At 61.4% G+C, this 20,991-nt stretch carries 20 protein-coding genes; 6 read left to right on the top strand and 14 right to left on the bottom strand.

All coding sequences use genetic code 11. The annotated features are described in order from the left end of the window. Positions 1–17: 17 nt before the first annotated feature. The 11 genes from pcaC to pcaR all read right to left on the bottom strand — a co-directional run bounded on the left by pcaC (position 18) and on the right by pcaR (position 10,785). Positions 18–416, bottom strand: a complete 399-nt coding sequence (pcaC, locus tag JFU58_RS16505) for a 4-carboxymuconolactone decarboxylase (protein WP_201141162.1) — start codon at positions 414–416, stop codon at positions 18–20. A 51-nt stretch (positions 417–467) separates the two neighbouring features. Beyond that, entirely contained in the window at positions 468–1,259 is a 792-nt protein-coding gene (gene pcaD, locus JFU58_RS16500; RefSeq protein WP_093200945.1) for a 3-oxoadipate enol-lactonase, read from the bottom strand. 10 nt (positions 1,260–1,269) lie between these two features. Next, positions 1,270–2,634, bottom strand: coding sequence for a 3-carboxy-cis,cis-muconate cycloisomerase (locus tag JFU58_RS16495; RefSeq protein WP_201141160.1), 1,365 nt, complete (start codon positions 2,632–2,634; stop codon positions 1,270–1,272). A gap of 49 nt (positions 2,635–2,683) precedes the next feature. Next, positions 2,684–3,979 (bottom strand): MFS family transporter, encoded by a 1,296-nt coding sequence (locus JFU58_RS16490; protein ID WP_063032788.1) that lies wholly within the window; start codon positions 3,977–3,979, stop codon positions 2,684–2,686. Between the two features lie 180 nt (positions 3,980–4,159). Continuing rightward, on the bottom strand, positions 4,160–4,726 hold the full coding sequence (gene pcaG / locus JFU58_RS16485) for a protocatechuate 3,4-dioxygenase subunit alpha (RefSeq protein WP_017479339.1): 567 nt from the start codon (positions 4,724–4,726) through the stop codon (positions 4,160–4,162). A 1-nt stretch (position 4,727) separates the two neighbouring features. Further along, complete coding sequence (gene pcaH, locus JFU58_RS16480) at positions 4,728–5,432, bottom strand: protocatechuate 3,4-dioxygenase subunit beta (RefSeq protein WP_093200953.1); 705 nt, start codon at positions 5,430–5,432, stop codon at positions 4,728–4,730. Positions 5,433–5,460: 28 nt separating this feature from the next. After that, entirely contained in the window at positions 5,461–6,666 is a 1,206-nt protein-coding gene (gene pcaF, locus JFU58_RS16475) for a 3-oxoadipyl-CoA thiolase (RefSeq protein WP_177070999.1), read from the bottom strand. Then, entirely contained in the window at positions 6,663–7,445 is a 783-nt protein-coding gene (locus tag JFU58_RS16470; RefSeq protein WP_201141250.1) for a CoA-transferase, read from the bottom strand. Before JFU58_RS16470 ends, pcaF begins: the two co-directional genes overlap by 4 nt. Further along, on the bottom strand, positions 7,442–8,299 hold the full coding sequence (locus tag JFU58_RS16465; RefSeq protein ID WP_063032796.1) for a CoA transferase subunit A: 858 nt from the start codon (positions 8,297–8,299) through the stop codon (positions 7,442–7,444). The genes JFU58_RS16470 and JFU58_RS16465 overlap by 4 nt, the downstream gene beginning before the upstream one ends. Positions 8,300–8,447: 148 nt before the next feature. Then, positions 8,448–9,794 (bottom strand): MFS transporter, encoded by a 1,347-nt coding sequence (locus JFU58_RS16460; RefSeq protein ID WP_017479343.1) that lies wholly within the window; start codon positions 9,792–9,794, stop codon positions 8,448–8,450. 148 nt (positions 9,795–9,942) lie between these two features. Beyond that, positions 9,943–10,785 (bottom strand): pca regulon transcriptional regulator PcaR, encoded by an 843-nt coding sequence (gene pcaR / locus JFU58_RS16455; RefSeq protein ID WP_003219833.1) that lies wholly within the window; start codon positions 10,783–10,785, stop codon positions 9,943–9,945. A 676-nt stretch (positions 10,786–11,461) separates the two neighbouring features. Between pcaR and JFU58_RS16450 the strand changes: the two genes are divergently transcribed. Together JFU58_RS16450 and JFU58_RS16445 are read left to right on the top strand one after the other, a co-directional pair. Continuing rightward, entirely contained in the window at positions 11,462–11,662 is a 201-nt protein-coding gene (locus JFU58_RS16450) for a hypothetical protein (RefSeq protein WP_003219834.1), read from the top strand. A gap of 311 nt (positions 11,663–11,973) precedes the next feature. Then, positions 11,974–13,449, top strand: a complete 1,476-nt coding sequence (locus JFU58_RS16445; protein WP_063032797.1) for an inorganic phosphate transporter — start codon at positions 11,974–11,976, stop codon at positions 13,447–13,449. Positions 13,450–14,395: 946 nt separating this feature from the next. Here the strand turns inward: JFU58_RS16445 and ccoM are convergent. Both ccoM and JFU58_RS16440 read right to left on the bottom strand, forming a co-directional pair. After that, positions 14,396–14,512, bottom strand: coding sequence for a cytochrome c oxidase subunit CcoM (gene ccoM / locus JFU58_RS32480; protein ID WP_010176679.1), 117 nt, complete (start codon positions 14,510–14,512; stop codon positions 14,396–14,398). A 143-nt stretch (positions 14,513–14,655) separates the two neighbouring features. Further along, complete coding sequence (locus JFU58_RS16440) at positions 14,656–14,817, bottom strand: hypothetical protein (protein ID WP_003172386.1); 162 nt, start codon at positions 14,815–14,817, stop codon at positions 14,656–14,658. A 133-nt stretch (positions 14,818–14,950) separates the two neighbouring features. Here JFU58_RS16440 and JFU58_RS16435 point away from each other — a divergent pair, with 133 nt between their 5' ends. From JFU58_RS16435 to JFU58_RS16425, 3 genes are all read left to right on the top strand, one after another. Further along, complete coding sequence (locus JFU58_RS16435; RefSeq protein WP_063032801.1) at positions 14,951–15,823, top strand: LysR substrate-binding domain-containing protein; 873 nt, start codon at positions 14,951–14,953, stop codon at positions 15,821–15,823. Between the two features lie 88 nt (positions 15,824–15,911). Further along, on the top strand, positions 15,912–16,382 hold the full coding sequence (locus JFU58_RS16430) for a RidA family protein (RefSeq protein ID WP_063032803.1): 471 nt from the start codon (positions 15,912–15,914) through the stop codon (positions 16,380–16,382). Then, positions 16,379–17,575 carry an aminotransferase class V-fold PLP-dependent enzyme gene (locus JFU58_RS16425; protein ID WP_446739979.1) on the top strand — a complete coding sequence of 399 codons (1,197 nt, stop codon included), beginning with the start codon at positions 16,379–16,381 and terminating at the stop codon, positions 17,573–17,575. The genes JFU58_RS16430 and JFU58_RS16425 overlap by 4 nt, the downstream gene beginning before the upstream one ends. On the opposite strand, the gene JFU58_RS16420 is transcribed toward JFU58_RS16425, so the two are convergent. Continuing rightward, positions 17,572–17,913, bottom strand: coding sequence for a hypothetical protein (locus tag JFU58_RS16420; RefSeq protein ID WP_063032805.1), 342 nt, complete (start codon positions 17,911–17,913; stop codon positions 17,572–17,574). The two genes, JFU58_RS16425 and JFU58_RS16420, sit on opposite strands and share 4 nt — an antisense overlap. A 216-nt stretch (positions 17,914–18,129) precedes the next feature. On the opposite strand from JFU58_RS16420, the gene rapA reads away from it, so the two are divergent. Then, positions 18,130–20,976, top strand: coding sequence for an RNA polymerase-associated protein RapA (gene rapA, locus JFU58_RS16415; RefSeq protein ID WP_063032807.1), 2,847 nt, complete (start codon positions 18,130–18,132; stop codon positions 20,974–20,976). The last annotated feature ends 15 nt before the right edge of the window (positions 20,977–20,991 follow it).

The following is a 20,991-nucleotide window of genomic DNA, read 5'->3' as shown; positions in this document are numbered from 1 at the left end:
GTCCTGCGGGGGTTCAATCAGACTGGATCGCGCGATTCAACCCCCAACTCATCCCACACCGACTCAGCCAAATGAAACGTCGCATTCGCCGCCGGGATCCCGCAGTAGATTGCGCTCTGCATCAGCACTTCCTTGATCTCGACGCGGGTCACGCCGTTGCTCGCGGCGGCCCGCAGGTGCAGCTTCAGCTCTTCGCTGCGGTTCATGCCGATGAGCATGGCGATGGTGATCAGGCTGCGGGTATGCCGCGGCAGGCCCGGGCGGGTCCAGATATCACCCCAGGCGTGGCGGGTGATCATTTCCTGGAACTCGCTGTTGAATTCGGTCAGGGCGTTGAGGCTGCGGTCGACGTGGGCGTCCCCCAGCACTTCACGGCGCACTTGCAGGCCGTCGGCATAACGTTGTTTCTCGTCCACAAAAAGCTCCTCATGCAACGTTGACGACAGGCACATAACCTGTGGCGATACTCAGCGGGCTAACAGAAATTCCAGCACACGGTCGCTGAAAGCCGCGCCGGCCTGTACGTTGGACAGGTGCGCGGCGTAGAACTCGGCGTACTCGGCGCCCTTCACGTGCTCCTGGATAAAGTGCCCACCAGACGGCGGCGTGACCGCGTCTTCGCTGCCGGCAATCACCAGGGTCGGCACCTTGATGGACGACAGTTGCTCACGGAAATCCGCATCGCGCACGGCCGCGCAGTTTGCGGCATAACCTTGGGGATTGGTCGCTGCCAGCATGTCGGTGATCAGCTTGGCCTGGTCAGGATGAGCCTCGGCAAAGTCGGCGGTGAACCAGCGGGCAATCGACGCATCACGCAGGGCAACCATCGCAGCCGCACCGTCGCGCAGGACCATCTCGATGCGCGGGTTCCAGATCTCGGGCGTGCCGATTTTGGCTGCGGTGTTGCACACCACCAACCGATGCAAACGCTCACCCGCATGGATGCCCAGCCACTGGCCGATCAGGCCGCCCATGGACAACCCGCAGAAATGCGCGCGTTCGATTTCCAGCGCATCCAGCAGCGCCAATACGTCACGGCCCAATTGCTCGATGCTGTAAGGGCCTTCGGTGACCAGGGATTTGCCGTGGCCTCGGGTGTCGAAACGCAGCACCCGGAAGTATTTCGTGAACGCCTCGATCTGGATATCCCACATGTGCAGGTCGGTGCCCAGGGAGTTGGACAGCACCAACACCGGTGCGTCTTCGGGGCCATCGAGTTGGTAGTTCAGTTCGCCATCGGCGAGTTGTACAAATCCCACAGCAGCCTCCTCAGGCAGTCAAAGCAAAATGTTCGGCCACGGCCCGGGTAACCCAGGTGTGTGCCTGGCCCAGGTAGTGCGCCGGGTCCAGCAGGCGATCGAGTTCGGCCGCCGAAAGCTCGGCAGTCACCTGGGGTTCATCCCCCAGCACCGCCCGCAGGTGGCGCCCATCGGCGACGGCGCGTTTGCAGCACTGTTCCAGCAGATGGTGCGCAGTTTCGCGGCCCAGGCGCTGGGCGAGGACGATGCTGACCGCTTCAGCCAATACCAGGCCTTGGGTCAGGTCCAGATTCTGGGCCATGCGCCCCGGGTCGACTTCCAGCCCTTCACTCACCAGCAGCGCCTGATGCAATGCACCGGATACCAGCCGGCAAATTTCCGGCAAGGTTTCCCATTCGGCATGCCACAAGCCCAGGCTGCGTTCGTGCTCCTGGGGCATGGCGCTGAACATCGTCGCCACCAGGCCCGGCACGCGGGTGGCGGCGCTGATCAGCACGGCCGCGCCCACCGGGTTGCGCTTGTGGGGCATGGTCGAAGAGCCGCCCTTGCCGGGGGCTGAGGGTTCGAACACTTCCGCCGCTTCGGTCTGCATCAGCAGGCTGATGTCGCGGCCCAGTTTGCCGAGACTACCGGCGATCAGGCCAAGCACCGAGGCAAACTCCACCAGACGATCGCGCTGGGTGTGCCAAGGTTGCTCCGGCAGGCCCAGCTGCAACTCGGCCGCCAAGGCTTGCGCCACCGGCATCGCCTGTTCGCCAAGGGCTGCCAGGGTTCCGGAAGCACCGCCAAATTGCAGCACCAGCAAACGCGGCTTGAGCTCACTCAGGCGCTGCCGACTTCGGGTGACTGCGCCGAGCCAGCCGGCGATTTTCATGCCCAGGGTGACCGGCGTCGCATGTTGCAGCCACGTCCGGCCAGCCAAAGGAGTTGTCCCATAGCGCTGAGCCTGGGCGGCAAGAATGTCACCCAACCGCGCCAGATCGTGTTCGATCAACTCGACAGCGCTGCGCAGTTGCAGCACCAGGCCGGTGTCCATCACATCCTGACTGGTAGCGCCCAGATGCACATAACGCTCCGCGCCGGCATCTTCGCTGGTGATCAATTTGCCGAGGGCCTTGACCAACGGAATCGCCGAATTGCCCGCCGTGGCAATCGCCTCGCCGAGGGCATCCACGTCGTAGAGAGAAGCCAGGCAGGCCTGGGCAATCGGTGCGACGGCCGCTTGCGGGATCAACCCGACCTGAGCCTCGGCCCGGGCCAGTGCCGCTTCGAAATCCAGCATGCCCTGCAAGCGCCCTTGGTCGCAGAACACTTCGGCCATGCTGTTGGCAGTGAAATAGGCGTCGAACAGTTGGTTGCTCGTGCGCATCGTCATAAAACATCCCTAGGTGGCGCATACCCGAAGAGGGGCATGCGCCAGCCGGTTACAGATCGTGATGCAAGTACGCCGCCTCTTTGGGCAGGCGCAAGCTGAACAGGAACGCCACCGCCATCATCGCCGTGACGTACCAGTAGAAGGTGTTCTCCATGCCCATGGACTTGAGACCCAAAGCCACGTACTCCGCCGAACCACCGAAGATCGCGTTCGCCACCGCATACGCCAGGCCCACGCCCAATGCACGCACTTGTGGCGGGAACATCTCGGCTTTCACCAGGCCGCTGATGGAGGTGTAGAAGCTCACGATGGCCAGGGCCAGGGTGATCAACACAAAGGCCAGGAACGGACTGCTGACGGTTTTCAGGGTCAACAGGATCGGCACAGTGCACAGCGTGCCCAGGGCACCGAACCACAGCATCGAGTTACGGCGGCCAATCTTGTCCGCCAGCATGCCGAACACCGGCTGCATGCACATGTAGAAGAACAGCGCGCCGGTCATGATGTAGCTGGCGGTCTTGGCGTGCATCCCGGCGGTGTTCACCAGGTACTTCTGCATGTAGGTGGTGAACGTGTAGAAAATCAGCGAACCGCCGGCGGTGTAGCCGAGCACGGTGATAAACGCGGCCTTGTGATCGCGGAACAGCGCGGCAATGCTGCCGGCGTCCTTGTCTTCACGCATTTCCTTGCTGGTGGTTTCTTTCAGGGTGCGACGCAGCAGCAGCGAGATCACCGCCGCAATGGCGCCGATCACAAACGGAATCCGCCAGCCCCAGGCCCGCAGTTCATCTTCGGTGAGGATCTGTTGCAGGATCACCACCACCAACACCGCCAGCAGTTGCCCGCCGATCAGGGTCACGTACTGGAACGAGGCAAAGAACCCGCGCTGGCCCTTGAGCGCCACTTCACTCATATAGGTAGCGGTAGTGCCGTATTCGCCGCCTACCGACAGGCCCTGGAACAACCGGGCCACCAGCAGCAAGGCCGGGGCCCAGGCGCCGATGTCTTTATAGGTGGGCAAAAAGGCGATGACCAGGGAGCCGGCGCACATCATCAGCACCGAGATCATCATCGAATTCTTGCGACCGTGTTTATCCGCCACCCGGCCGAACAGCCAGCCGCCGATGGGGCGCATCAGGAAGCCGGCGGCGAACACGCCAGCGGTGTTGAGCAGTTGCACGGTGGGGTCGTCCGACGGAAAAAACGCCGGGGCGAAATAGATGGCGCAGAAGGCATAGACGTAGAAGTCGAACCATTCGACGAGGTTGCCGGAAGAGGCACCGACAATCGCAAAAATCCTTTTGCTGCGTTCTTCTCCGGTGTAGTGGCTGGTTTTTGTTGTCATGTTTTTTCACTCAGTGGGAACGGTTATAGCCTAGACATACTTTGCAACAACCATGTTCCGCAAGCAGACTTTTGGATATTTGTTGCCTGTGCCGGCCTCATTGCGGGCAAACCCGGCTCCCACATTTGGAATGCATTCCCCTGTGGGAGCCGGCTTGCCTGCGACAGGTCCCCAGCCAACTCAATAATCGAAGAACACCGTCTCCTCGTCTGTGCCCTGCAAAATCACATTCCACTGATACACACCCGTCGCATCCGCCTTGGCGATCAACGTGCGCCGGCGTTCCTGCGGCACACACGCCAACAACGCGTCATCGCCATTCGCCGCCTCACCGTCAAAGTAAATCCGCGTCAGCAGGTGCTTCACCAACCCACGGGCAAACACCAGCACCACCAAATGCGGCGCCTGGGTCGTGCCCTTCAACCCCGGCACACTGCCCGGCTTGATGGTGGTAAACCTGAAACGCCCTTCGGCATCCACCGGCACCCGGCCAAAGCCTTCGAAGTTCGGGTCCACCGGCTTGTCCTGCTCATCCTCAGGATGGTCGTACTTGCCGGCCGCATTGGCCTGCCAGACTTCCAGCATGGCGTCGTTGACCACATCGCCGTTGCCATCCACCACCTGCCCGGTGATCGCCACGCGCTCACCGAGGGTGGCGGCAACGGTGAGGTCTTCGCGGTTCAGCCAGGTCAGGCCGATGTGGTAATACGGCCCGACGGTGTGGGAAGTAGTCGCGTTGAGGCTCATCTCATTTCTCCATCGGCGTGGCGTCGCGGCCGCGCAGGACGATGTCCCAGCGGTAGCCGAGGGCATAGTGCGGAATGGTTTTTTCCAGGTCGAAACTGGCGATCAGGCGTTCCTTGGCGGACGTGTCCGGGACGCAGTTGTAGATCGGGTCGTAGGCCAGCAGCGGGTCGCCGGGGAAATACATCTGCGTCACCAACCGCGTCAGCACACTCGGGCCGAACAGCGAGAAGTGGATGTGCGCCGGGCGCCACGCGTTGTGGTGGTTGCCCCACGGGTAGGCGCCGGGCTTGATGGTCTGGAACTGGTACCAGCCCTCGGCGTCGGTGACGGTGCGCCCGGTGCCGGTGAAATTCGGGTCCAGCGGCGCGTCGTGCTGGTCGCGCTTGTGGTTGTAGCGGCCGGCAGCATTGGCCTGCCAGATTTCCACGAGGATGCCGGGCACGGGCAAGCCGTTTTCGTCCAGCACACGCCCGTGAATGATGATGCGTTCGCCCTGGGGCTCGCCTTCATGCTGGGCGGTCAGGTCGTTGTCCTTCTCGTTGATGCGCTCGGCGCCGATAGTCGGGCCGGTGATTTCCGACAGGGAATGGGGCAGAAACACCAACGGCTTGGACGGCGAACGCAGGTTCGTCGACTGGTAGGCCGGGTGCAGGTAATCAGGCTGAGTACCCGCTTGCGGGCGCCGGTATCCGGGCTTGTCACTCATGGAGCAATCCTCTTTCTTCTTGTGGGTCTCAAACGCGTTCGATCGCCAGGGCCAGGCCTTGGCCAACACCAACACACATGGTCGCCAGGCCTTTGCTGCCACCGGTTTTTTCCAACTGATGCAGAGCAGTCAGTACCAAACGCGCGCCGCTCATGCCCAGCGGATGGCCAAGGGCAATGGCGCCACCGTTCGGGTTGACCTGCGGCGCGTCGTCGGCAATCCCCAGTTCACGCAGTACGGCCAGGCCCTGGCTGGCGAAGGCTTCGTTGAGCTCGATCACATCAAAATCGGTGACCGCCAGGCCCAGGCGTTCTACCAGTTTGCGCACCGCCGGCACCGGGCCGATGCCCATGACGCGAGGCGCCACACCGGCACTGGCCATGCCCAGCACACGAGCGCGAGCGGTCAGGCCATGTTTTTTGACGGCTTCAGCGGAGGCCAGGATCAGCGCCGCGGCGCCGTCGTTCACACCCGAGGCGTTGCCCGCGGTGACAGTCTTGTCAGGGCCGTTGACCGGCTTGAGTTTGGCCAGGGCTTCCAAAGTGGTATCGGCCCGCGGGTGCTCGTCGTGCTCGACCAGGGTTTCGCCTTTTTTATGGGCGACACGCACCGGCACGATTTCTTCGGCGAAGAAGCCGGCAGCCTGTGCAACAGCGGTACGTTGCTGGCTGCGCAGGGCGAAGGCGTCCTGATCGGCGCGGGAGACTTTGTAATCGTCGGCCACGTTGTCGGCGGTTTGCGGCATCGGATCGACGCCGTACTGGGCCTTCATCAACGGGTTGATGAAACGCCAGCCGATGGTGGTGTCTTCCAGCTTCATGTTGCGCGAGAACGCCGCATCGGCCTTGCCCATCACAAACGGTGCGCGGGACATCGACTCAACGCCACCGGCAATCGCCAGCTCCATTTCGCCGCTGGCGATGGCGCGGAAAGCCGTGCCGATCGCGTCCATGCCCGAGGCGCACAGGCGGTTCAGGGTGACGCCGGGAATGCTTTCCGGAAGGCCAGCCAGCAGCGCTGCCATGCGGGCGACGTTGCGGTTGTCTTCGCCGGCCTGGTTGGCGCAGCCGAGGAACACTTCATCCACCGCGTTCCAGTCCACCGATGGGTTGCGTTCCATCAGCGCCTTGATCGGCAGTGCCGCCAGGTCATCGGCACGCACGGTGGACAAGCCACCGCCAAAACGGCCGATGGGGGTACGAATGGCGTCACAGATAAATACGTCGCGCATCAGGCTTCTCCGGGGGCTTGGCCGTGGGCCGCAGCAGTGCGTGCCTCAAGGTCGCGCAGGGCGGTCAGTTCAATCTCGGTAGGTTCGGAGCTGGTGGTCACCTGGTCGGCAAAACGAATCGCCCAACCGGTGGCGGCCACCACTTGCTCACGGGTTACGCCGGGGTGCAGGGCGGTGACGACAAACTCGTGGCTGCCCTCCTCCGGTTCCATGATGCACAGGTCGGTAATGATGCCTACCGGACCGGCGCCTGGCAGACCCAGGCGTTTGCGCGAGTCACCGCCTTCGCCGTGGCCGACCGAGGTGATGAAGTCCAGCTTGTCGACAAACGAACGCGCCGACTGCTTGAGGATGATCAGCACGCTCTTGGCAGAACCGGCAATCTCCGGCGCGCCACCGGCACCCGGCAGGCGCACTTTGGGCTGGTGATAATCACCGACCACGGTGGTGTTGATGTTGCCGAAGCGGTCGACCTGAGCCGCACCGAGGAACCCGACATCAATCCGCCCGCCCTGCAGCCAGTAGCGAAAAATCTCGCCGGTCGGCACCACGGTGTCAGCGGTTTCCGCCAGCTCGCCGTCACCGATGGACAGCGGCAGCACGGATGGCTTGGCGCCAATCGGGCCAGACTCGTAGATCAGCACGACGTCGGGGGACGACGTCAGGCGTGCCAGGTTGGCGGCCTTGGAGGGCAGGCCGATGCCGACGAAGCACACCGAACCGTTCTTCAGGCGGCGCGCCGCGGCGACGGTCATCATTTCATTGGTGGAGTAAGCCATTATTTGGCCTCCTGCGCGGTGGCCAGCTTGGCCTGGAATTCACTGAAGTTGGCAGTGCCGTGGATGTATTCGTTGATCCACGCAGTAAACGTCTCACGGTCCCGGGCGATCGGGTCCCAGGCCTGGTAGAAGCGGTTGTCACGCTCGGTGTAACCGTGGGCGTAGGACGGATGCGCGCCACCCGGCACATGACACACGGCAGTCAGGGCCCAGGTCGGCAGGACGCAGGCGTTCATCGGTGCCTTGAGGTCATCGACGATTTCTTCGACGGTGACGATGCAGCGCTTGGCCGCCAGGGCCGCTTCTTTCTGCACCCCGAGGATGCCCCAGAGCAGCACATTGCCCTTGCGGTCAGCCTTTTGTGCGTGGATCACGGTGATGTCCGGGCGCACCGAAGGTACGGCGGCCAGCACTTCGCCGGTAAAGGGGCAGGTCACGGTCTTGATCAGCGGATTGACCTTGGGCAGGTCGGAACCGGCGTAGGCCCGCAGCACCGCGAATGGCAGGCCGGACGCACCGGCGACATAGGCATTGGCCAGGTCGGCGTGGCTGTGTTCTTCGATCTCCAGCGGTTGCGGCCATTGCTTTTCAACCGCGTCCCGCAGGCGATGCAGGGAGCCCACGCCCGGGTTGCCGCCCCAGGAAAAAATCAGCTTGCGTGCACAGCCGGCACCGATCAACTGGTCGTAAATCAGGTCAGGCGTCATGCGCACCAGGGTCAGGTCTTTCTTGCCCTGACGAATGATTTCATGACCCGCCGCCGTAGGGATCAGGTGAGTAAAGCCTTCCAGTGCAACGGTGTCGCCGTCATTCACGAACTGCTTGACCGCATCAGCCAGCGAAAGGATTTCAGCCATGGGGTTGGGCTCCCGGTATCGATCGAAAAAGGCGCTGGGGGCAGCGCCGAAGTGCTTGAAGATTAAGCCGGGGGTTGAGGCCAAACAATCCGATAATCGACTGAGTGTTCGATTATCGAACGGATTGTTGTCTTGCTATCGGTCCGCCTCAGGTGGCGTCCGCATGACTGACCATGCCCTTGATCACCACCGCGGTGGTAGCCAATGCCGCTGGTATCACCAGTGCCGTCAGCACCTGTTCGAAGTTCCAGCCCAGGCCCAGCAAGGTCGCGCCCATCCACGCCCCGAGGATCGCGCCAAAACGGCCGATGCCGAGCATCCACGACACACCGGTGGCACGGCCCTGGGTCGGGTAGAAGCGTGCGGCCAACGACGGCATCGCCGATTGCGCACCGTTGACGCACATACCGGCGATCAGCACCAGGGTCGCCAGCAGCGTGATATTGCCCAGGCTCTGCCCCACCGCGTAGGCAAATACCCCGGCCAGCAGGTAGAAGGTGCCGATTACCTTGTGGGGATTGAACCGATCCATCGCCCAGCCCACGCCGACTGCGCTTAGCACGCCGCCGAACTGGAATAACGCACCGATAAATGCGGCCTGTTCCATGCTGGCGCCGCTGTCACGCATGAGGGTCGGCAGCCAACTGGTCAGCAGGTAAACAATCACCAGGCCCATGAAATAAGTCAGCCACAACAGCAAGGTGCCGGCGCTGTAGGTGCCCGAGAAGATCACCGCGAACACGTTGCGCGCCTTGACGGTTTTTTGCTCGGGTACGCTGAAGCTTGAGGCTTGGGCGACGATGCTGGGCTCGATGGGCGCGAGGGTCTTGCGCACCTTGTCGGTGCCGCGATTGCGCACCACCAGGTAACGTGCCGACTCCGGCAGCCAGAACAGCAACACCACCGCGAGGATCAACGGCAAGATGCCGCCGATCATCAGCAGGCTGTGCCAGCCAAAGGCCGGGATCAACTTGGCCGAGATAAACCCACCACCGGCCATGCCCAGGTTGAAGCCGCAGAACATGCTGGTCACCAGCAGCGACTTATGGCGCTCCGGGGTGTATTCGGAGAGCAGCGTCGTGGCATTCGGCATGCCCGCGCCCAGGCCCAGGCCGGTGAGGAAACGCAGGATCAGCAGTTGATCGACGTTGCTGCTGTAGGCCGATGCCAGGCTGAAGGCACCAAACACCAATACCGCCCCCACCAGCACCACCTTGCGCCCGAAGCGGTCGGCGAGCGGGCCGGAGCCGAGGGCGCCAAAGACCATGCCGATCAACGCGGCGCTCATCACCGGGCCGAGGCTGGCGCGGTCGATGCCCCAGTCCTGGGACAGCGCCGGGGCAATAAAGCCCATGGCGGCCGTGTCGAGGCCGTCGAGGAAGACGATGAGAAAACACAGGATCACCACCCGCCACTGATACCGCGACAGCGGCTGGGCGTTGATGAAGGACTGAACGTCCAGGCAAGTACCGACAGCAGGTGAAGGCTGATTCATTATTTTTATTTCCACACCGATGGGCGGGCGAACGACCTTGAGTCGTCATTATTATTGGGGCGGCGCCTTGAAGCGCTGCCGCACATTAATAAGCCTTGGGAAACACCGTCAATTCATCCAGCCGGGATCTGTGCGGTCACCGAACAGCTTACGCAAACAGCTGGGCACTCAGCTCCTGGCTGGCGCTGAGCATGCTTGGCAGAAAACGCTGCTCCAGCTCACTGCGGCTGACCCGCCCGGCATGGGTGCTGACGTTCAGCGCGGCCAGCACCTGGCCGGAGGCGTCGTACACCGGCACAGCGATGGAACGCAGGCCCTGTTCCAGTTCCTGGTCGACAATGCACCAGCCTTGTTGCCGCACTTCCTGCAGGCATTCGAGCAAGGCTTGCGGGGTGGTGAGGGTGCGGCTGGTCTTGGTTTGCAGGTCGGCGTGGTCGAGGTAGTCCTGCAGCGAGGCATCATCCAGCGCCGCCAGCAGGATACGGCCCATGGAGGTGCAGTAGGCCGGGAGACGGCCGCCCACGGAAAGGTCGACGGAAATCAGGCGCTGGGTGGTGGCGGAGCGGGCGATGTAGAGGATGTCATCGCCTTCCAGGGTCGCCATGTTGCAGGCTTCGTGGAGTTGTTCGCTCATGCGGTCCAGGTAGGGCTGGGCGGAAACCGCCAGGGGCGTGGACGACAGGTACGCGTGGCCGAGGGTCAACACCTTGGGCAGCAGCGAATAGGTACGCCCGTCGGTGGTGGCGTAGCCGAGTTTGATCAGGGTATGCAGGCAACGGCGTACGGCGGCGCGGGGAATTTCCGTGCGGTGGCTGATCTGGGCGATGGTCAGGTGGCGCTTGCGTTCCTGGAACGCCTGCACCACGGCCAGGCCACGGGCCAGAGAGGTCATGAAGTCCGGATCACCGGTAAACGCCTGGATACGCTTGGCCGGTGACGCAACGATCGGCGGCGCCACTGATGCGAAGGAGTTGCGCAATTGATCGTTCATTTAGGATCCTTTCTCTTATTTTTAACCGCTGCGGGGGTGAGCGCTATTACAAGCCGCCGTGCAATTGATACACAAGGCAGCGAGGCCAACATTGGGCGATTATCGGACGATCATTCGATTATCGCAATTTTTCACTGCCGGCTGGTGTCGGATCCGGATCGTCCACCAGGGTGGCTTCTCAAGCGACTTTCAGAATCGGCTGATGTACGAGAGAAGTTAAGATTTATTTACCGCGTTTAGAAAGCTTCACCATTTATGACGCCAATAGTTCAGCAAGTACCTCACCTGCGCGCGTAACAAAACTCTCACACAAAGTTGACGATTTTTAACTTGATCGCGATAGTGTTATTCAAACGCGTCGCTATAATGCATCCTGTGTAGAGGCCAGTCGTCTCGCCCTCGAGGACGAACCTCACCCAGCCGTGTACCGGCTTTGTGCAAGCTGCGCCGCAAGTACCTGACACTCATTTCAAATGCCTGCCAACTGCTTGTGGTTGTGAACAAGAAAACTGTTGCTACGACAGCTGTTCTTCTCCGGCATCGTGGCCGCGTGCAATAAAGAAGTGGTTTTTCCTGTATACCTTCACACGCTGATCTTTCGGGTTGATGGTATACCGGGGCGACTTCTCGGCATCGCGCTTCGCCGGAATCAAACTCAACTCAATTAGGTAACAATGTGACGAAAGACGAACTGCGCGCGGAACTTGAGCGCCAGGAACAACGTTACAAGGATGTTTACGGCGGGGAAGTCACCACCTACGCCGCCCAACCAGAACCTGAACGCAAGCCATGGCGCAAACGAGCCAGTCTGCTCGACCAGGCCTTTGCCCAGGAAATCCAAAAGATTGAACAGGACCTCAAAGCCGAAGAGCCATAAGCGATTCGGATTGAGCTTCCAGAGGTGCCATCTCTCTGCCAGTACCGCGCTGGCGGAGGGAAGCGCCTATATGGCGTCTTACCGAAATTTCATACAATGGTTTCAGATGCTTCCTTCCAGCGATTTAAGCCGCACATTTAAAGCATCCTCCTTATAAATCAACCACTTGCCAAAGCCCCGAAAACACCGGGATACGCCCCTCCCCGCCATTTTTTTTCGTTGAAGAATGTTACCGATGAGCAGCTAGTGCATTGATTACCGATGTTTTCTGGCATAATCGCGCCCCCTTACGACCGGGTCAGAAAACCTTCATGATCGATTTATTCAGCGGACTGGATGCTTGGGTTCTAGTGAGCCTGTTGCTCGCCCTGGCCTTTGTCCTCGCCTTCGAGTTCATCAATGGCTTTCATGACACCGCTAACGCGGTTGCCACAGTCATCTATACCAAAGCCATGCCTCCGCATCTGGCCGTGTTCTTCTCCGGGGTGTTCAACTTCCTCGGCGTGTTGCTCGGCGGTGTCGGTGTTGCATATGCCATCGTGCACTTGCTGCCGGTGGAGTTGCTGATCAATGTGAACACCGGCCACGGTCTGGCCATGGTCTTCTCATTATTGGCCGCGGCGATCACCTGGAACCTCGGCACCTGGTATTTCGGGATCCCGGCGTCCAGTTCCCACACCCTGATCGGCTCGATCCTCGGTGTCGGCCTGGCCAACGCCCTGATCAACGACATTCCCCTGGCTGACGGCGTGAACTGGCAGAAAGCGATCGATATCGGTGCCTCGCTGGTGTTCTCGCCGATGGCCGGTTTCGTGGTGGCAGCCCTGGTGCTGCTCGGCCTGAAGTGGTGGCGCCCGCTGTCAAAGATGCACAAGACACCGGACCAGCGCCGCAAGCTCGACGACAAGAAGCACCCGCCGTTCTGGAACCGCCTGGTACTGGTGATTTCGGCAATGGCCGTGAGCTTCGTGCACGGCTCCAACGATGGTCAGAAAGGTATCGGCCTGATCATGCTGGTGTTGATTGGTATCGTCCCGGCGCAGTTCGTACTGGACTTGGGCAGCACCACTTACCAGATCGAGCGTACCCGCGACGCGACGCTGCACTTGAATCAGTTCTACCAGCGTAATCACGAAACCCTCGGTGAGTTCCTCGCTCTGGGCAAGAGTGTGAAAGACGATTTGCCGGGCAAGTTCCAGTGCAATCCGCAGCAGACTGAACCGACCATCAACGCCCTGCTGGATACATTGAAGGGGGTCTCTGACTACCATTCGTTGACTGCCGAGCACCGCATTGAAGTGCGTCGTTATCTGTTGTGCCTGGATGACACCGCGAAGAAGGTGGGCAAGTTGCCTGGCCTGGAAGCGCGTGAGAAGTCGGACCTGGACAAGTTGCGCAAGGATCTGACGGCTACTACCGAATATGCACCGTTCTGGGTGATCCTGGCGGTAGCGCTGGCCTTGGGCCTGGGCACCATGGTGGGCTGGAAGCGTGTGGTGTTGACCATTGGTGAGAAGATCGGCAAGCAAGGGATGACGTATGCCCAGGGCATGTCGGCGCAGATCACCACGGCCAGCATGATTGGTTTGGCTAACATCTTTAGCCTGCCGGTTTCCACGACCCATGTGTTGTCTTCGGGTGTGGCCGGGACCATGGTGGCTAACAAGAGTGGGCTGCAAGGCGGTACCGTTAAGACCATTTTGATGGCTTGGGTGTTGACCTTGCCGGCGACTGTGGGCCTTTCGGCCGGGTTGTTCTGGTTGGCTTCCAAGGCTTTGGGTAGCTGACAGATCTTTGGCTTGTGAAGAGGGTGCGACCTGTGAGGGTCGTGCCTTTTTTTGTGGCTGGGGTTTGGGTGTATATCCGTTATTTGGGTGATGGCCACTTATGGTTCCGCTCTTACAGCGGCTCACTTTTGAAGAGCGCAAAAGTAAGCAAAACGCTCTTGCCCCACCACTCGGCACCTCGCTTAGGCTCGGTGTGCCCTCACTCCGGCTTTGGACCGTGGGCCGCCGCGATGGGCCATCCTTGGCCCAGCGCGGCTAACCCGGCGTCCTGCCGGGTTACCCACGCTCCAAAGCCTGCGTTCGGCCAGCGTGGTTTAACGGGGCGCCTAAGATCAAAATCAAGATCAACAGCAAGAGCACAGCGGCCTACCGGCCGGCTTGAGTGTTGAAGAGCAAAATCAAAAGCTAAAGCGGGCACGGTCAAATGTGGGAGCTGGCTTGCCTGCGATGGCATCACCTCGGTGTGTCTGAAAAACCGAGTTGTCTGCATCGCAGGCAAGCCAGCTCCCACAGAAAAACAGAGCCACCCCCGCCCGTAGCAGCTGTCGAGCGCCAGCGAGGCTGCGTGCTTTTGATCTGCTTTTGACTTTGATCTGCGGGCCCCGTTAACCACGATGGCCGCAAGTAGGCACGGTGGAGCGGGTAAACCGGCAGGACGCCGGTTTAGCCGCGCCGGGCCATGGATGGCCCATCGCGGCGACCCGCGGAGCCGGGCCGGAGTGCGGGCATGCCGAGCCTGGGCGAGGCACCGAGTGGTGGGGCAAAGCGTTTTTTGGTTACTTTTTTAGGCGTTTGTAAAAAAGTGACTCGCTGTAAGAGCGAAACCATAAGTGGCCGTTACCTAAATAACGGATATACACCCACACCCCACCACTAAATCCAAAACAAAAAAAAGGCGACCGAAGTCGCCCAAAATGCCTTGCGTGCTCATGTATCCCGAAAAGACCTAAGGCTTCTTACGCTTATTAGCGTCTTTCCAGATAAAAATTCCAAACCCTACAAAGAACATCACCATGAGGCCAACCGTCAGCACTCCGGCAAATACCACATTATCGAAAAACATGACCGGCCTCCTGCACTTGCCCTGTTGCGATAGGGCTAAGTTAACCAAGAAGACGAAAGAAGAAATTGACGAGGATCAATGTCGCCCGCGACGGGGCGTAAAGAAGGGAAATAACTGACCTGCATCAAACGATGCAGGCTATATCAACGCTTTTTCGGTTTGTTTTTCGGCTTTTTCTTGGCCTTACCCAACGGCATCGCCTGCTCAAACGCCTGACGCACTTCATTCAGCCGTTTGTCATTCAGATCATGGACACGTTTGGCCCGTTCGGCATTCAGGTCAATCAGCTTGTCGTCGTCACTCATGGCTTGGCTTACGTAATGGCTGGGATGCCCCAATAATGCGTCCTGCGCCAATCCCGCGTAAACAAAATCGATGTCATCCCGCGCATTTGCCCGCAAAATCACCCCATCCCAACCCTCACACAGAGCGTTCGACGTGGCACTGCACAAGGACCTTCCCCCACTCCTGGCCCTGCGCGCCTTTGAAGCCGTGGCCCGGCATCTGAGTTTTATCAAGGCTGCCGCCGAACTGTCGGTGACCCAAAGCGCCCTCAGCCATCAAGTGCAGAAGCTCGAACAGCATCTGGGCAAGCCTCTATTTATCCGACGCACCCGCGCCATCGATCTGACTGAAGACGGCCAACACTACTACGACCAAATCCGCCCCGCCCTCGACGTCATCGCCGCCGCTACCCGCCAGCAACAAACGCCACCCGCCACCACCGTGCTGCGCGTCGGCCTGCTCGCCTCGTTCGCCACCTTGTGGCTGGCGCCGCGCCTGGCCGGGTTTCTTAGCCGCTACCCGCACATCCAGGTGGAGTTGGTACCCGCGATTCAACTGGCAGATGTCGCCGCCGCCGAGGTCGACCTGGCGATTCGCTACGGCAAGGGCGACTGGGCCGACGTGCAGGCCACCCGCTTGATGAGCGAAACCCTGTCACCGGTGTGCAGCCCAGCGTTCAAGGCCAGCCAACTGGAGAACGGCCCCCTGCTGATGGCCACCTCGCACCGCCCTTTCGAGTGGACCGACTGGTCCCGGCATTACCAGGTGGATGTGGAGCATTACCCCAAGGCGCTGTTGCACGACTACAACATCGTGGTGGAAGCTGCCGTCGCCGGCCAGGGCATCGCCATGGGCCGCCACCGCCTGATCGAGCGCAGGTTGAAGGACGGCACATTGGTGGAAGCCTTCGATCAGCCGCCCTACCACAGCGAGATCGGTTACTGGCTGATCACCTCGCAAGGCGATACCAGCCAAGCGGCCAACTGTTTCAGTGAATGGCTGCGGGAAATCTGTGCTGACGCATGAGTTATTTCGATACGTCGAGTGAGATCTATCCGTTTGTCGACCCAAACCACGCCGCCCATGCTGAAGACTCTTCCCAAGAGGATTCAACATGAGCCACTCCATCTCGCAACGCGTACAAGCCCTCGGCCTGAGCCTGCCCAATCCCAGCCAGCCGATCGCCAACTACGTCAATTTCGTGATCAGCCAGAACCAGCTATTCATCTCCGGCCAAATCCCGCTGCTGGACGGCAAAGCCACCTACATCGGTCGTCTCGGCGAGTCCATCAGCGAAGACGAAGGCGCCAAGGCCGCCGAACTCGCCGCACTGGGCCTGTTGGCACAATTGAGCGATGCCTTGGGCGATGACCTGTCGCGGCTGGTGCGCATCATTCGGTTGGGCGTGTTTATCGCCAGCAGCGGTGATTTCCAGCGCCAGGGCGCAGTGGCCAATGGCGCCTCGAACCTGCTGGTGAACGCCCTTGGCGACAAAGGTCGCCATGTCCGTACTGCCGTGGGCGTCGCCAGTTTGCCAGGCGGCGTGGCAGTGGAGGTTGATGCCATTTTCGAGCTGCAGCCGTGACCGCGCTGTCCCTGACCGAGGTCCGGGAGCTGCGGGACGAAACGCCGGGCTGCCAGTCCGGCATCGTCCACTTCAACCACGCCGGGGCCTCCTTGCCAAGCCAGGGGACGCTCGACGCAATCATTGACCAGTTGCAACGCGAAGCCCGTGACGGCCCGATGGAGGCCGGCGAGCACGGGTCGCTGCTGGCGGAGAAAGCCCGTCGCGCGGCGGCGCAATTGCTCAACGCCCCCGTGTCATCGATTGCCTTCGCCAGCAGCGGCTCGACCGCCTGGAGCATGGCGTTTCAGGCGCTGGGCCCATGGCACCCGGGCGACCGCATTCTGGTGGGCCGCCACGAATGGGGCGGCAACCTGGCGAGCATGCAAACGGCTGTGCAAGCGGGTGCGCACGTGGAGGTAATCCCTTGCGATGAAACCGGCGCGGTGTCCGTCGCCGGCCTGGAAGCCATGCTCGACGCACGGGTGCGGTTGATCGACCTGACCTGGCTCCCCGCCAACAGCGGCTTGATCAACCCTGCCGAGGCCATCGGCGCGCTGGCCAAGCGTCATGGCATCGCCTACTTCATCGACGCCGGACAAGCCATCGGCCAGGTGCCGATGGATGTGCAAGCGCTGCACTGCGATGTGCTCAAGGGCGCCGGGCGCAAGCATCTGCGCGGCCCGCGCGGGACCGCATTGCTGTATGTGCGTCCGGATTTTCTTGAACGTTTGAACCCAGCCCAGCGCGATGTGTTTTCTGCGCCCTGGAGCCCTGCGGGTTTCGACTTGCGCAACGACGCCCGGCGCTTTGAAACTAGCGAAGTGTCATTCGCGTTGCTGGCAGGCCTGGGCAATGCACTGCAGGAGGTCAATCGATTGGGGGTTGAGCGGATCCACCGGACGGTCCAGCTTCTAAGCGACACGATCCGCGAAGAACTCCGTGGGATTGATGGGATTACCTTGCACGATCTGGGAACCACTGCAAACCAGTCAGGCTTGATCGCCTTCAACCTGGCCGGGTGGGACGCCTTTGAGCTCAAGCGGCGCCTGGGGCTCAAGCGGATCAACATCGGTGCCAACGGCGTGCCCTACACCCCGCTGGACATGCAGGCGCGCGAGCTGGACAGCGTGGCGCGAATCTCCGTGAGCTACCTCAACACCGCGCACGATATCGAGCAACTGGTAGCCGCCCTGCACGAACTGCGGGATTAAACCTCGACGTCCACCCACAGGCCTTGCCGTGGCGCATCTTCAATCAGCGGCACCACCGGCACTGTGTTGTCGGCGTTGAGTTCGTCGCCGGGAATGGCCAGGTGCTGCTCCGAATCCTCATCGGCTTCGCGGCGGCGCTTTTGCTGTTCCTGCTGGCGTCGCTGTTCCTCGCGCAGCAACAGGGCTGCTTCCTCGGGGTCGCGCTTTTGCAGGTCGATGGTGCTTTCGTTGGAGCCTGGTTGAACCGGCGCCACAGGCGGGATATCCGGTTTCTGGCGCACCGGATCAAGCTGCGACGTGACCGGCACAACACTCAAGGGCAGCATGGGTGGCAGCATATTAATAGTCTCCTGTTCAGCAGACTGTCGGCTGCGTGGGTGACGACTTGAGCGTCAAGGCGCCAACTTGTGAACCAATCGTCATCTATCCGACGAACATACAGCCCTTTTTCTTGCCGCTTGTAGCTTAAAGCTTGAAGCTGCACCTATTCCTTTTGGTCTGGAAGCCGTGTTCCGTTAGAATAGTCGGCTTTTTCACGGCGGGAGTCAGGCAGCATGGCGCAGCAGTATCAACCGGGGCAACGCTGGATTAGTGACAGCGAAGCAGAGCTGGGGTTAGGCACCGTTCTGGCACAGGACGGCCGCTTGTTAACCGTGCTCTATCCGGCCACTGGCGACACCCGCCAGTATGCGCTACGGAATGCGCCCCTCACTCGCGTGAGGTTTTCGCCGGGTGACACCATCACCCATTTCGAAGGCTGGAAAATGACCGTGCAAGAAGTCGACGATGTCGACGGCCTGCTGGTCTACCACGGCCTCAATGGGCAGAACGAGCAGGTTACCCTGCCGGAAACCCAACTCTCGAACTTCATCCAGTTCCGACTGGCCAGCGACCGTCTGTTCGCCGGCCAGATCGACCCGCTGCCCTGGTTCTCCCTGCGCTACCACACGCTGGAACACACCAGCCGCCAGTTGCAGTCCTCGCTCTGGGGTCTGGGCGGCGTGCGTGCACAACCGATCGCGCACCAACTGCACATCGCCCGTGAAGTTGCCGACCGTATCGCGCCGCGTGTTCTGCTGGCGGACGAGGTGGGCCTGGGCAAGACCATCGAAGCTGGCCTGGTGATCCATCGCCAGTTGCTGTCCGGTCGCGCCAACCGCGTGCTGATCCTGGTGCCGGAAAACCTCCAGCACCAGTGGCTGGTGGAAATGCGCCGCCGCTTCAACCTGCAGGTGGCGCTGTTCGACGAAGAGCGCTTTATCGAAAGCGATGCCACCAACCCGTTCGAAGACACCCAGCTCGCGCTGGTGGCCCTGGAATGGCTGGTGGACGACGAGAAGGCCCAGGACGCGTTGTTCGCCGCCGGCTGGGACCTGCTGGTGGTCGACGAAGCTCACCACCTGGTCTGGCACGAAGAAAAAGCCAGCCCCGAATACTCGCTGGTGGAACAACTGGCCGAAGTGATTCCCGGTGTACTGCTGCTCACTGCAACCCCTGAGCAATTGGGCCAGGACAGCCACTTCGCGCGCCTGCGCCTGCTGGACCCGAATCGTTTCCACGACCTGCACGCCTTCCGCGCCGAGAGCGAAAACTATCGCCCGGTGGCCGAAGCCGTTCAGGAGCTGCTGGACAAGGGCCGCCTCTCGCCCGCCGCCCACAAGACCATCCAGGGTTTCCTCGGCGACGAAGGCGAAGCGCTGCTGACCGCCGTCAACGATGGCGATGCCGAAGCCAGCGCCCGTTTGGTACGCGAACTGCTCGACCGCCACGGCACCGGCCGCGTGCTGTTCCGCAACACCCGCGCCGCCGTACAAGGCTTCCCGGAGCGCAAGCTGCACGCCTACCCGCTGCCGTGCCCGGACGAATACCTCGAACTGCCCTTGGGCGAACACGCCGAGCTGTACCCGGAAGTCAGCTTCCAGTCCCAGCCGGATGTGGATGAAGAACAACGCTGGTGGCGTTTCGACCCGCGCGTCGAGTGGCTGATCGACCAACTGAAAATGCTCAAGCGCACCAAAGTCCTGGTGATCTGCGCCCACGCCGAAACCGCCATGGACCTGGAAGACGCCCTGCGCGTGCGTTCCGGCATCCCGGCCACGGTGTTCCACGAGGGCATGAACATCCTCGAGCGCGACCGCGCCGCTGCGTACTTTGCGGATGAAGAGTTCGGCGCCCAAGTGCTGATCTGCTCGGAAATCGGCAGTGAAGGCCGCAACTTCCAGTTCTCCCACCACCTGGTGCTGTTTGACCTGCCGTCCCACCCGGACCTGCTGGAACAGCGGATCGGCCGTCTGGACCGGATCGGCCAGAAGCACGTGATCGAACTCCACGTGCCGTACCTGGAAACCAGCCCGCAAGAGCGCCTGTTCCAGTGGTACCACGAAGCGCTGAACGCGTTCCTCAACACCTGCCCGACCGGCAACGCCTTGCAGCACCAGTTCGGCCCGCGCCTGCTGCCGCTGCTGGAAAACGCCGACGACGGCGAGTGGCAAGCGCTGATCGACGAAGCCCGTGCCGAGCGCGAGCGCCTCGAAGCCGAACTGCACACCGGTCGCGACCGTTTGCTGGAGCTCAACTCCGGCGGTGCCGGTGAAGGTGATGCGCTGGTGGAAGCCATCCTCGAGCAAGACGACCAGTTCACCCTGCCGATCTATATGGAAACCCTGTTCGACGCCTTCGGTATCGACAGCGAAGACCATTCGGAAAACGCGCTGATCCTCAAGCCCAGCGAAAAAATGCTCGACGCCAGCTTCCCCCTGGGCGACGACGAAGGCGTGACCATCACCTACGATCGCAACCAGGCGCTGTCCCGCGAAGACATGCAGTTCATCACCTGGGAACACCCGATGGTGCAGGGCGGCATGGACCTGGTGCTGTCCGGTTCCATGGGCAACACCGCCGTGGCGCTGATCAAGAACAAGGCGCTCAAGCCGGGCACCGTGTTGCTGGAACTGCTCTACGTCAGCGAAGTGGTTGCCCCGCGCTCGCTGCAATTGGGCCGTTACCTGCCGCCGGCTGCGCTGCGTTGCCTGCTGGATGCCAACGGCAATGACCTGTCGGGCCGCGTGTCATTCCTGACCTTGAACGACCAGCTCGAAAGCGTGCCCCGAGCCAGCGCCAACAAGTTCGTCCAGGCCCAGCGCGACCAGTTGACGCCACGGATCAACGCCGGCGAAGAGAAGATCGCCCCGCGTCACGCCGAGCGTGTGGCCGAGGCTCAACGTCGCCTGGCGGCGGACACCGACGAAGAACTGGCGCGCCTGACCGCGTTGCAAGCGGTCAACCCGACCGTGCGTGACAGCGAACTGGTTGCCCTGCGCCAACAGCGCGAGCAAGGCCTGGCCATGCTCGACAAGGCGGCGCTGCGACTGGAAGCGATTCGGGTATTGGTCGCGGGCTAACTTCGCCGCCCTACC

Origin of the sequence: Pseudomonas sp. TH34 (genome assembly GCF_016650865.1) — a bacterium.
Classification (GTDB): Bacteria; Pseudomonadota; Gammaproteobacteria; order Pseudomonadales; family Pseudomonadaceae; genus Aquipseudomonas; species Aquipseudomonas yamanorum.
This window is presented reverse-complemented; position numbering and strand designations above follow the sequence as displayed.